Origin of the sequence: Paenibacillus sp. FSL H8-0282, from assembly GCF_037963825.1 — a bacterium.
In the GTDB taxonomy this organism is placed as follows: domain Bacteria; phylum Bacillota; class Bacilli; order Paenibacillales; family Paenibacillaceae; genus Paenibacillus_AQ; species Paenibacillus_AQ odorifer.
The window spans coordinates 4,802,984-4,814,349 of the sequence record NZ_CP150146.1 but is presented as its reverse complement, the minus strand read 5'-3'; the positions used below and the strand labels follow the sequence as shown (position 1 = coordinate 4,814,349).

The 11,366-nt window shown below is 42.6% G+C and carries 12 protein-coding genes; 7 read left to right on the top strand and 5 right to left on the bottom strand.

Annotated elements, in window-relative coordinates; all coding sequences use genetic code 11:
* The first annotated feature begins 650 nt into the window (after positions 1-650).
* Entirely contained in the window at positions 651-1,310 is a 660-nt protein-coding gene (locus NST94_RS20910; RefSeq protein WP_036676012.1) for a helix-turn-helix transcriptional regulator, read from the top strand.
* Positions 1,311-1,432: 122 nt separating this feature from the next.
* The gene (locus tag NST94_RS20905; protein WP_036676014.1) at positions 1,433-1,741 is read left to right on the top strand and encodes a hypothetical protein; all 309 of its coding nucleotides are present in this window, start codon (positions 1,433-1,435) and stop codon (positions 1,739-1,741) included.
* A 575-nt stretch (positions 1,742-2,316) separates the two neighbouring features.
* Here the strand turns inward: NST94_RS20905 and NST94_RS20900 are convergent.
* The 3 genes from NST94_RS20900 to NST94_RS20890 all read right to left on the bottom strand — a co-directional run bounded on the left by NST94_RS20900 (position 2,317) and on the right by NST94_RS20890 (position 3,753).
* On the bottom strand, positions 2,317-2,652 hold the full coding sequence (locus tag NST94_RS20900) for a LytTR family DNA-binding domain-containing protein (RefSeq protein WP_036676016.1): 336 nt from the start codon (positions 2,650-2,652) through the stop codon (positions 2,317-2,319).
* Positions 2,653-2,673: 21 nt separating this feature from the next.
* Positions 2,674-2,793, bottom strand: coding sequence for a cyclic lactone autoinducer peptide (locus NST94_RS20895; protein WP_139330034.1), 120 nt, complete (start codon positions 2,791-2,793; stop codon positions 2,674-2,676).
* A gap of 504 nt (positions 2,794-3,297) precedes the next feature.
* On the bottom strand, positions 3,298-3,753 hold the full coding sequence (locus tag NST94_RS20890; protein WP_143765049.1) for a hypothetical protein: 456 nt from the start codon (positions 3,751-3,753) through the stop codon (positions 3,298-3,300).
* Positions 3,754-4,100: 347 nt separating this feature from the next.
* On the opposite strand from NST94_RS20890, the gene NST94_RS20885 reads away from it, so the two are divergent.
* Positions 4,101-4,619 carry a DinB family protein gene (locus tag NST94_RS20885; protein WP_076302724.1) on the top strand — a complete coding sequence of 173 codons (519 nt, stop codon included), beginning with the start codon at positions 4,101-4,103 and terminating at the stop codon, positions 4,617-4,619.
* 64 nt (positions 4,620-4,683) lie between these two features.
* On the opposite strand, the gene NST94_RS20880 is transcribed toward NST94_RS20885, so the two are convergent.
* The gene (locus NST94_RS20880) at positions 4,684-5,253 is read right to left on the bottom strand and encodes a thymidine kinase (RefSeq protein ID WP_036676019.1); all 570 of its coding nucleotides are present in this window, start codon (positions 5,251-5,253) and stop codon (positions 4,684-4,686) included.
* A gap of 136 nt (positions 5,254-5,389) precedes the next feature.
* Between NST94_RS20880 and NST94_RS20875 the strand changes: the two genes are divergently transcribed.
* From NST94_RS20875 to NST94_RS20865, 3 genes are read left to right on the top strand one after another with little or no spacing between them, the layout of a single operon-like run.
* Positions 5,390-5,620 carry a hypothetical protein gene (locus tag NST94_RS20875; protein WP_036676022.1) on the top strand — a complete coding sequence of 77 codons (231 nt, stop codon included), beginning with the start codon at positions 5,390-5,392 and terminating at the stop codon, positions 5,618-5,620.
* 17 nt (positions 5,621-5,637) lie between these two features.
* The gene (locus NST94_RS20870; RefSeq protein WP_076184143.1) at positions 5,638-7,371 is read left to right on the top strand and encodes an ABC transporter ATP-binding protein; all 1,734 of its coding nucleotides are present in this window, start codon (positions 5,638-5,640) and stop codon (positions 7,369-7,371) included.
* Positions 7,352-9,211 (top strand): ABC transporter ATP-binding protein, encoded by a 1,860-nt coding sequence (locus NST94_RS20865; RefSeq protein WP_076184140.1) that lies wholly within the window; start codon positions 7,352-7,354, stop codon positions 9,209-9,211. Before NST94_RS20870 ends, NST94_RS20865 begins: the two co-directional genes overlap by 20 nt.
* 242 nt (positions 9,212-9,453) lie before the next feature.
* Here NST94_RS20865 and NST94_RS20860 read toward each other — a convergent pair whose 3' ends face one another.
* The gene (locus NST94_RS20860; protein WP_076184138.1) at positions 9,454-9,759 is read right to left on the bottom strand and encodes a DUF2627 domain-containing protein; all 306 of its coding nucleotides are present in this window, start codon (positions 9,757-9,759) and stop codon (positions 9,454-9,456) included.
* A gap of 167 nt (positions 9,760-9,926) precedes the next feature.
* On the opposite strand from NST94_RS20860, the gene lpdA reads away from it, so the two are divergent.
* Positions 9,927-11,348 (top strand): dihydrolipoyl dehydrogenase, encoded by a 1,422-nt coding sequence (lpdA, locus tag NST94_RS20855; protein ID WP_076184136.1) that lies wholly within the window; start codon positions 9,927-9,929, stop codon positions 11,346-11,348.
* Positions 11,349-11,366: the final 18 nt, after the last annotated feature.

Here is an 11,366-nt window from a genome sequence, read left to right as displayed (position 1 = left end):
TAAAGCTAAAGTACGCCAACAGCGATTCACACTTGGTAAGTTCTGCTCGGACGAGCTACTTTTATCAAGAAAGTTTGTTTTAACAGATAGCCTCGATGGTTTGGGATCGTAACGGACTGTATTGCCGCTATTTTAACTTTTTGGTCCATTTTTCCAAATTTTCGGACTCCATAGCTCTTATTGTCATACTTTTGCCCGGAATCGTAATATATTTTAATGAATAGCTGCATCTGAGTCCGATAGATGAGCAGAATGGCTGAAATCAGCTTAATAAGGTCTCCTCGGTCCGATGAGGTAGAATTGAGTGAGCTAGGTAAGCAAGGTGAGCTAGTTGAGTTAGGTGAGTCAGGTGAGCTAGTTGAGCCAAGTGTGCCAAGTGAGCCAGGTGAGTAAAGTGAGCAGAAAGCGGAAGGTAAGACCAAGAAGATGGATGGGGCTTAAGCAGAAAGTAAAACTGAGGCGAGTAACGAGCATATTCCAAATCCTTACAGACGAGCGCTGAGTCTTTTTCCGGTATTTTGTAAAGATAGGGTTATATTGGGCGTGGAATACTGGGAATTACTCTTCAGAGGCAAGTAAAAACAAGGAATAATTGTTATTAGCCAACACAAATTGTTATGTTGTGTTATGATAGTAGGGAGGTGACTCCCATGAATGATTTTGAGAACTATCCCGATGAGCTGGGTAATTTCATTCGGCACATCAGAAAGACGAGAGGGTTAACCTTAAGAGGACTGGAAGAAAAGAGCGGTATAAGTTACTCACAGCTTAGCAAAATCGAACGTGGAGAGAGCATTCCGCTTAAAGACAATCTGGACAAGATCATTGAAGCGCTTGGAACGGATCTGAAGAATCGGATGTACCATTTGGCAGATTATATGCCAGATATTGAATATATCAAGACCTTGAAGCAAGGATATGAGCTGCCACAGCTCAAACAGTCTCAAGATTACATCTACGAGACAGCCTTTAACAAGCTTAAGGAATTCAGAGCGAAGGAAGGGAAAGAAACATCGTACGTTTCCTTTGATTCGAATGAAGTTATAGTTTACGAAACGGAATATGGGGCAGGAATGGTAATAGAGAAGATTGAGAAATACAATCTGACCGATGTCCTGAACGATAAGTTTGAGGGTAACCTCGACTCCTTAAGAAAGAGCCCCCGTAAAGGGCGTCAAGCCTTTCTATTTGGCGAGTGGCTACGGGAGTGCGTTTATGAACTGAAGGAAGAGGAACAGGATCAGGTCATACAAGCACTTAAAGAATTTACTCAGTTTAAAGTACAACAAATAAAGGGTGCTTATAAATAATGTATGCCTTGTGCTAATGATCTCAAAAATGAATGAATGTTGCCCTTTCTTGCAGCCATCTATTCATCTTGATCCATAAACTAACAACTAAAAATGGTTTGACAGAAAAGGGGATATTAATAATGAAAATTAACATGAAGTTTACCAGCAAGGGCAAAGTCGCTATAGAGAATTTTAATAACGAGGAATTGCTGGAGATCTTCGCACGTTACATCAAGACATTATCCAAAAAGTATGACATCGAAGTTGATGTTCCTCTTGAAGCGAATCAAAACATTGTTGGTGATGGTGCGGTAATCGCAACTGCAAAAAATGTGAAATGTGATGTTGAAACTTTCTTTAAAGAATTGGGCAGAGATATTAAAGTTCCCTTGAAGAAAAGACTAGGCGGCAAATTGGAAAATGTTTTCAAAACAGAAATTACAGAATAGAGCATTATTTTTATCTCAGATTAACCATCATATGTGCATATAAAAAAGGTAGGGCCGCGGAGGCTCTACCTTTTTTATGTTAATGTAGTTGACTTAAGGCGACCTAAGGAGCTTATTGTTGGTTGAAGCTGAAGAAAAATGTGTACCATGCGTCAGTGTGAATTTAATGGGGAAGGGGATGTTATATATTTTCAGAATCTATGAGATTTCTACTTCTCATGATCTCTTTAATAATTTCAATGAAATCCGGTAACGCATGGGCATCAATCGCTAGCTCATAGATTCTTAGTAAATCCTCGTCAGATATAGATTCCAGAGATGAGGGCCGTGGAGAGGGATGAAAATAGTAATTCATTATGATCCTCCATCATTAATTGTTTTTATTATAGGTTTATCTATATGGTATCATTTGGAATAGGATCCGTCTCCTGTCATTCATCCTACGAATTTATCTTTACATTTGAGGATTATTATGGCATAATGTGCGATTTTGAGGAAATTGCTAAAAAGTTTCAGTTTTTAATAAAATAATCCCGGCATGCGTGAACATGCCGGGATTATTAAAAAACTGAATTTTATTCTGACGGTTTTTTCTTTTGTGAAGCAAGATACTTCTTAAGGCGAGGTTCATTGGATTCCGAAACAGTAGTGAACTGCGTACCTTGATTAAAGCATACAATCTTCCGCCCGGGATCATAGCCTTCTATGTTGTTGATATTGACGACATTGCTGCGGTCAAGGCGTTCGAATCCCTTACCCTCATACGCTACGGAAAGATCGGAAAGCGTGGTGGGGAGAATAAATTCGCCTTCTTTCGTATGGACGAATATTGTATTCTTATAATTCGAGAAATACAATATATCTTCCTCTAGAATATCACTAGAGGAACCGTCTTTCTGTAAGACACGCATCGTTTCCCCATCCTTGTTTAATTACTTGCGCAGTTCTTTTGGAATCTCAGGGCTGTGAGCAAATGGTTTCAGAATTGTTGCAAAAACAGTAGCAGAAGTACCTAAAATGTTAGAAGCATAACGAGCTAAGTTTTTTTTCATCTGATTGTCCTCCTTTGTAATGGGATTATGACTGTAAAGGATTGAACTAAAAATGCCAATCCAATGACAGGCGAATGGAGCCGAAAATTTAAAAAAACCAGAATTATGGAAAGTAGCTTTAAACCCAAATACCATTCTTTGGGGATTTGGGCATTAGCATCAGGATTCGGAGCACATAAGATCATTACAAGTAAAGAAAAAAGATTAATCCAAATCAAATGGTTATGTATTAGATAAGTTATATGAGGGATCAGTGAACAGATAAAGATAGATACAATATTGCAGGCTCTTGCGGATTTTAAATGCACACCACCAGATGACATTCTTAGGAGCATGAAGCTGAATAAGGCTAAGAATGTTTCCTTTAGCTGTCCAGTGAGCCCGCCAATGCATAAAGAAGTCATAATAATGAATAAAGTATTCAGAATAATGCTAAGGGCATAATGCATGATTTCAATTGAATGCGATTGCTCTGGATTACTTTTCTTAATGACCTCAACAATTTTAAGTGCTAAATGACTCATAGTTATTTCTGTCCTTTTTGTATGAGAAATATAGATATCCCCATAGTATTACCCCATAGAAAATTGGGATCAAGAAAAAGAAATTAGATTCAATAAAGTAGGTGAATAAAGTAACGACAATTACTGTAGGAAGATTAAGAGCGAATAATATTTTTTCACTAGTTGTTGGTTTGACTTTTACATCGGGTTTATCAGGTACAAAGTCAAATCCAATACGTTTATAGCCCACATACATACCAATGAGAATCGCGGCTAATGCTGATAAAATCTGCATTGTCATTATGTTTTTTGTAATCGGGTCCGAAGTATTTAGAGGCATGGACATTACAGAGTTTAATAGATACACAATACTGGCTTGAATCACCGAGTAAGCTTGATAGGCCATCCCGGTTAATATTGAAGCGTAGAAGGGATGAATCCGGAATAACATCCACATAAAACAAAACATTAGTGCAAATTGTGAGAAAATATCTAATGGAAAAATCCCATAGTTGATCCTAATTGTATAAGAACAAAAGCCCATAATAAAACTAGCAAACACCATCTCTTTATGATATAGATCAATTTTGAAGATTTTGAAAGCCAGAAAAAACATTGCATAAGTCTCTAGTATTGAAAATATCATAAAAAGAATAAAATCTAGCATGCCGACACTCCCGATGACTTCTAGTTTAACTAACCCTATTATTGCAAGTATCGTATAAAATGAGCTAAAATACAACAACTACAGTATAATTTTCCTCCTATTTTTTCAAAAAAATTCAAAATGAGAGGGGTTTAGACATGGATCGACGTCCAGAAAGCAGTGAGTATCTCAAAGAATTATCAAAATATGTCGATTTAGTGCCAGCTGAAGGAGACATCATTACTATTTTTAGAGAGCAGACGGATGAGATTTGCACTTTTATTTCGAATCTTACGGAAGAACAAGGGGACTATCGTTACGCTCCGGAGAAATGGAGTATCAAGGAAATGGTCGGACATCTGGCTGATACCGGAAGAATCATGTCCTACCGTTTATTGTGCATCGCCAGAGGGGATACGACTCCACTGCCGGGTTTTGAAGAGAAAGACTATGTACTTACCGCCAATTTCGAAGCGCACACTTTAAAAGCATTGCTGGCCCACTACAAGCTTGTTCGAGAATCGACATTACTCTTAATGGAAACTCTGCCGGAGGAAGCATGGATCCGGAAGGGAATAGTTAACGAGGCTACTCTTTCTGCGAGAGCTCAGGCCTGCATTATGATTGGACATGACCATCATCATTTGAATATTCTTAAAGAAAGATATTTAGGGTAATATCTTCTTAATCAAAAAAGCATTCCAATAGCCTTTATGGCTTTGGGATGCTTTTTATACACGGCTATAGCGGTGGATTCTTGTGACATTTGCGGCATACCGGATAGTAAGCTTCATTGCCACCAATCTGGATTTGCTTGCCGCTATATACGGGCTTGCCGTTTTCTACTCGTAGAGCCATAGTAGCTTTGCGCTCGCAGAACCAGCAGATCGTCTTCATTTCCTCAATTTTATCAGCGTAGATCAGCATATATTTGCTGCCTTCAAATAACTGATTCTGAAAATCATTTTTAAGTCCGAAGGCCATTACCGGAATGCCCAGCTCATCAACGATACGCACTAGCTGGAGAATACATTCCTTGCTTAGAAATTGACATTCATCAATAAGTACACAGTGTGGTTTAGGTTGGTTACTGCTGACGATATTATAAATATCTGTGTTCTCATCGATGGGGATTGCTTGTTTCCGAAGCCCAATACGAGAAGAAATAAAACCAACCTCGTCCCGGTCGTCTATGGATGGAGTGAAAATGAGCACCGATTTCCCCTGCTCTTCATAATTATGTGCAACCTTGAGTATCTCAATAGATTTACCACTGTTCATTGCTCCGTATTTGAAAAACAATTGTGCCACTTCCATCTATCCTTTCGTAAAAAACATTGATTATATCTTAAAAATGCGACCATATTAGAGTATCATATTCGGATCAGATGTATCCAGTGAAAACATTGCGATTGATTGGATGTGGTATGATAAGAGGTAATAAGAGATGGGAAAGGAAGTAATAAGTGTGACTGAAAGATTAGACGAATATAAGGAACGGTTAGCTCTTTTGCAGCAGAATGGAGATTTATCCAGTGACACTGAAAGCTTGCTGGAAGAAATGATGGCGGATTTGGTGGAATTGAATCGGAGTAATAAAGCACTGCGTCGAGCAATACTGAAAACTGGACAGGCTTCCACGATGTCAACTCGGTTAAGGGATGCACTGTACGAATAGAAAAAGAGGGTATGCGAATGGCTTTGATTTTCTCTTTTCTCAAAAAATATAAGGTAGCTGCAATAGCTGCCCTTGTAATGATGCTCATTGAATTGACGGTAGAATTATCACAGCCTTTGATCATTTCCAAAATCATTGACTTGGGGATCCGAGAAAAAGATACCTCTGTAGTATGGCTGTGGGGCAGTGTATTGATCGGCAGCGCGGTAGTTGCGTTTACAGCCGGGGTACTCAGTTCTTTTTTTGCTGCCCATGCAAGTCAGAGCTTTGCGTTCGATCTTAGGGACAAATTGTACGAAAAGGTACAGTCTTTTACGTATGAAGTATTTAATCGTTTTGCTACTTCGTCACTGATTACCCGTCTGACTGGCGATGTATCACAGCTGCAGGATACTATTTTTATGAGCTTGCGCTTTATGACACGGGTGCCACTTGTTGTGGTAGGCAGTGTGATTATGGCGTTAGTTGTTCATGTGAAGCTGGGATTACTGCTGACGGTGGCGTTACCTTTGTTGATTTTTTTCCTCTATTGGATTATGAGAAAAGCTTCCTTGTTATTTCGTACGGTCCAGCAGCGTTTAGACGGAGTTAATGGCGTGATTCAGGAGAACCTTACGGGTATTCGCTTGATCCGCGTATTTGTGCGTATGGGGTATGAGATTGAACGTTTCACGGTATTTAGCGGGAATTTGATGAGATCAACAGTGTCTGCCTTGCGTTTGACTGAGACGACGATGCCTTTTGTTATGCTTATTGTGAATGCGGCGATTTTGGCGATTTTATGGTTTGGACGGATAGCCATTTCCAGCGGGGATGCTACTTTGGGTCAGACTGTTGCTGTTATTAATTACTCCTTGCGAACAATTGGAGCGTTATCAGCTATCTCTGGTCTTGTTGTAACGTTTTCCCGCGCTCGTGCCTCCTCTCAGCGTGTTTCAGAAGTTATGGAAGCGGGAGCTGGAGTTCGTGAAGGCGGGACTTTGCAAGGTGAGCCGATTCAGGGCCACGTTAAATTTGAAGGCGTTTGCTTTAAGTATCCTAATAGTGATATCTCTGTCCTGGAGGACATTCATTTTGAAGTAGCTGCTGGTGAGCGAGTAGCGATTATGGGGGCGACCGGATCAGGAAAATCCTCACTCGTGAGTTTGATTCCGCGCTTGTATGAAGAGACAGACGGCACCATTTGGATTGACGGTGAAAAAAGTGCTGATATCGATATTTCCAGACTGCGGAAATCGATAGGTTATGTGCCTCAGGAATTGCAGCTTTTCAGCGGATCAATTCGCGATAATATTGCATGGGGCAATGAACACGCCACACTGGAACAAATCCAACAAGCAGCGGGAGCTGCACAAATTCACGAGACGGTAAAAGGGTTGCCAGATGGTTATGACACGATGCTTGGTCAACGAGGGGTTAATCTCTCCGGCGGACAAAAGCAGCGGTTAACGATTGCCCGTGCACTTGTTAGAAAACCGGCTATGTTGATCCTTGATGACAGCACCAGTGCCCTTGATGCGGTTACGGAAGGGCTTTTGCTGGAGGCGCTAAAGGATATCTCCTGTACAACCTTTTTGATTACTCAGAAAATCAGTTCAACGGCATCAGCCGATTTGATCCTGTTGCTGGATGAGGGACGATTAATTGGCAAAGGCTCGCATAAGGAGCTTATGGCAAGCTCCGAGCTGTACCGCAAGATTTATGAATCACAGGTAGAGGAGGCGAAGCAGCATGTTCAAAGCATTAATTGAACCTTTTCGTCATCCTAAACCGAATTTTGAACTTGGCGTGGGACGAAGTCTAGGGACAGCATCTGGCGGCAAACCCAAAGCAAAGGCGAAGGATTGGTCAGGGACGCTGATCCGGATCTGGAGTTATCTAGCTGAGCGTAAAGCCAAGCTTATTCTTGTACTGATCATGGTTGTCTTCAGCTCAGCGCTAGCGCTGCTGGGGCCATACATGATTGGCAGAGCGGTGGATAATTATCTGGAAGGTACCGGCGGGCGATCATGGGTTGTTTTTCTGACAAGCCTTGCTTGTGTGTACATTTTTTATTCTCTGACTTCTTGGCTGCAAAACATATGGATGATCGAAATTGCTCAAGAAACTGTATTACGGATGCGTACGGAGCTATTCTCCCATTTACACCGTCTGCCTATTTCCTTTTTTAATCGGAGACAGCAGGGGGAAATTATGAGCCGTCTTACCAATGATATCGAGAACGTCAGCTCTACGTTGAATAGCTCGGCTATTCAGATATTTTCAAGTGTCTTAACCTTGCTAGGAACCGTAGGGGTTATGCTGTGGCTTAGTCCCTTGTTGACGCTGCTCACATTCCTCGTAGTGCCTTTGATGTTGTTAGGCATGCGCTGGATTACACGCCGTACAGGCCCACTATTTAAAGAACGTCAGCGCAATGTAGGGGAGCTTAACGGTTATATTGAGGAGACCTTATCCGGACAACGGATTATCAAGGCTTTTTCACAAGAGGAACGCGTCATCTCTGGTTTTCATGAACGCAACAAGCGAATTATGCTGTCAGGCTACTGGGCGCAGTCCATTTCTGGTTTCATCCCCAAGCTTATGAATGGTCTTAATAATCTCAGCTTCGCCATAGTTGCAGGAATTGGTGGTCTGCTTGCGATCCGTGGGTCGATTACAGTGGGTGTGATCATCGTATTCGTGGAATATACCCGCCAGTTTACTCGTCCGCTTAATGATTTAGCGAATCAGTGGAATACCTTGCTCTCAGCGGTGGCAGGGGCCGAGCGGGTGTTTGAAGTGCTGGACGAAGAGACCGAGGCTAAAGATGAAGGTGCAGCCAAATCACTTGAAACTGTACAGGGTGCGGTGAAGTTTGAAAATGTAGCCTTTTCTTATGATGGAGGTTCTAACACGCTGCAGGATATCAGCTTTGTAGCGAAGCCTGGCGAGATGATCGCTTTAGTTGGACCTACCGGTGCTGGCAAAACAACGCTAATTGGGCTGTTATCCCGTTTCTATGATCCTAATCAGGGGAAAATCACGCTGGATGGCTTAGATATCACTTCGATTCGGCGGGAAAGCTTGAGAAGTCATATGGCCTTTGTATTGCAGGATTCCTTTTTGTTCAAAGGGAGTATCCGCGATAACATCCGATACGGGAGGCTGGATGCGTCCGATGAAGAGGTTGAAGAGGCGGCTAAGCTGGCCAATGCCCATTCTTTTATTATGCGAATGCCCGAAGGTTATGAACGGATGCTCTCGGCGGATGGCAGCGGTATAAGCCAAGGGCAGAAGCAGCTGCTCTCCATTGCGAGAGCGATTCTTGCTAACCCCTCTATGCTTGTGCTTGATGAAGCAACCAGCAGTATTGATACAGTGACCGAGATCAAGATTCAGGAAGGGCTGCAGGCGCTGATGAAAGGGCGAACGAGCTTCGTCATTGCTCATAGACTTGGCACGATACGTGCAGCTGATCGAATTCTTGTGCTTCAGGGCGGCAGATTATTGCAGCAAGGCTCTCATGAAGAGCTGCTGAAGCAAGGCGGACTGTACAGTGAGTTGGTACAGGGGCGGCGGAAAGAGGCGCTTGATAAGGCGGGTATTTAAGAAAAAGGCGAGAATTTTCAGGGAGCGCAGATTGCGTCCATGAAGTTCTCGCCTTTATGTTATTTATGATAGATAACGAGCACCAGATCGGGTGAGCTGGGAGGGTTTGAATGTGGGGAAATCTATTGTACAAATTACAATCAGCAGGGTAATAAGGCTTGATTGTGTGCGGTTCGTGATTCATATGATCAGGTGAATAAATGATGAGATGAAAAAGCTGATCCTAAGTTTAGCATAGCCTCTTAAGAGATCGTTTCCTGCGTTCCGGCTTGTTTCACCTTTTGCTTCTCCTTGAACCTTGGACCTACGTAATTCTTCTTACGGTCCCTAGCCAGAATCCAGCCACCAAGGAAAGTCATGCCAGCTGCGAAGAGCAGCAATCCACCACCGAAATGCAGCCAAGCAAAGTGGGGCACAACAGAATCATCACCATGCATGGATATGTAATCAAAAATATCATCCTTCATCATGAGGAAGCCCTTCATTGCTATTAAGCCCGGAAACACAAGAATAAGGATGGCAATGAAGCGTGAAATTAACAGTTTCATAAGTGTCTCCTACCCCTCTTAGCCCTTTAGATTCACCCATATGATAACGCTTTAGCAAGAAAAAGTCCATTTGCATATGACGTTTATAAGTTTTGTAATAGAGCAAAAAGAGAGTACAATATACTAAGTAAAATGAACTTACGTGTAATGACTGGAGGATACATATCATGACAATTTCATGTGACGTGGCCATACTTGGCGGAGGTACTGGAGGGTATGTGGCGGCTATTCGCGCTGCACAGCTTGGAAAGTCCGTTGTCGTCATCGAAATGGACAAACTGGGAGGAACCTGTCTGCATCGGGGCTGCATTCCTAGTAAATCGCTGCTCCGTAGTGCAGAGGTATATGCTGAAATCAATGAGAGCGAGAGCTATGGCATTGAGACAAGCGGTGTACAGCTGGTATTCCCAAAGGTACAGAAACGCAAAGAAGCTGTAGTTGAGCAACTTCATCAAGGCGTACAATATTTGATGCGCAAAAATAAAATACAAGTTGTCAAAGGTAAAGGGCGCGTAACGGGTCCTTCTATTTTTTCTCCGCGCAGCGGTGCTGTAGCTGTGGAACTGGAAGATGGGGAGATGGAAACAGTAGTTTCCAGCCATCTTATTATCGCTACGGGCTCACGCCCCCGAGTATTGCCTGGTCTCGAACCAGACGGGAAAGTGATTCTTAGCAGTGATGAAGCTCTCACACTCGAAGAGCTCCCATCCTCTATCATTATTGTGGGCGGCGGTGTAATTGGGGTCGAATGGGCTTCAATGCTGGCTGATTTTGGAGTGCAGGTAACTGTGGTTGAAGCTGCAGGTCAGTTATTGCCTCAAGAGGATGAAGAGATAGCTAAGGAACTGCAACGGTTGTTGAAAAAGCGTGGGGTTAAGGTACTGACTGAAACTACAGTGGATGCTGCAACCTGCCAGGTAACGGAGGATGGAATTTCGATCGAAGCCCGTAAGGGAGAGCAAAGTCAAAGCCTAATGGCAGAAAAATTGCTTGTATCCGTAGGCAGAGTGGCCAACATCGAGAATATTGGTCTGGAAAACACAGACATTCGCTTTGACAAAGGGATTATTGCTGTAAACGCTAGTATGCAAACGGCAGAGCCGCATATTTATGCCATTGGCGACTGCATCGGTGGGCTTCAATTGGCTCATGCAGCCAGTCATGAAGGGATAATGGCGGTTAACCATCTATCTGGTGAGAAGCTACATCCTTATCATACACATTTAGTACCACGTTGTGTCTATACTCGGCCTGAGGTAGCAAGTGTGGGCTACACCGAGAAGGAAGCTAAAGAGCTTGGACATGATGTAGTGATTGGCAAGTTCCCATTCTCGGCCATTGGTAAGGCAATTGTATATGGCCAGAAGGATGGATTTGTCAAAGTTGTAGCGGATCGTAGCAGTGGAGATATTCTTGGTGTGCAGATGATTGGTCCTCATGTGACGGATCTAATTGGAGAAGCGGCCTTGGCACAGCTACTGGATGCAACACCTTGGGAGATTGGTGAAGCTATACATGCTCACCCTACCCTTTCGGAGATTATCGGAGAAGCAATGTTAGCTGTGGATGGAAGATCTATTGGATTTTAGTTTTTCTTAGCTTTTCTT

Excerpts from the sequence above, each read along its gene's own strand:
- NST94_RS20910 (WP_036676012.1), top strand. The coding sequence starts at position 651 with ATGAATGATTTTGAGAACTATCCCGATGAGCTGGGTAATTTCATTCGG.
- NST94_RS20865 (WP_076184140.1), top strand. The coding sequence starts at position 7,352 with ATGTTCAAAGCATTAATTGAACCTTTTCGTCATCCTAAACCGAATTTT.
- NST94_RS20885 (WP_076302724.1), top strand. The coding sequence starts at position 4,101 with ATGGATCGACGTCCAGAAAGCAGTGAGTATCTCAAAGAATTATCAAAA.
- NST94_RS20905 (WP_036676014.1), top strand. The coding sequence starts at position 1,433 with ATGAAAATTAACATGAAGTTTACCAGCAAGGGCAAAGTCGCTATAGAG.
- NST94_RS20875 (WP_036676022.1), top strand. The coding sequence starts at position 5,390 with ATGGGAAAGGAAGTAATAAGTGTGACTGAAAGATTAGACGAATATAAG.
- NST94_RS20870 (WP_076184143.1), top strand. The coding sequence starts at position 5,638 with ATGGCTTTGATTTTCTCTTTTCTCAAAAAATATAAGGTAGCTGCAATA.
- NST94_RS20860 (WP_076184138.1), bottom strand. The coding sequence starts at position 9,759 with ATGAAACTGTTAATTTCACGCTTCATTGCCATCCTTATTCTTGTGTTT.
- NST94_RS20890 (WP_143765049.1), bottom strand. The coding sequence starts at position 3,753 with ATGTGGATGTTATTCCGGATTCATCCCTTCTACGCTTCAATATTAACC.
- NST94_RS20895 (WP_139330034.1), bottom strand. The coding sequence starts at position 2,793 with ATGAAAAAAAACTTAGCTCGTTATGCTTCTAACATTTTAGGTACTTCT.
- lpdA (WP_076184136.1), top strand. The coding sequence starts at position 9,927 with ATGACAATTTCATGTGACGTGGCCATACTTGGCGGAGGTACTGGAGGG.
- NST94_RS20900 (WP_036676016.1), bottom strand. The coding sequence starts at position 2,652 with ATGCGTGTCTTACAGAAAGACGGTTCCTCTAGTGATATTCTAGAGGAA.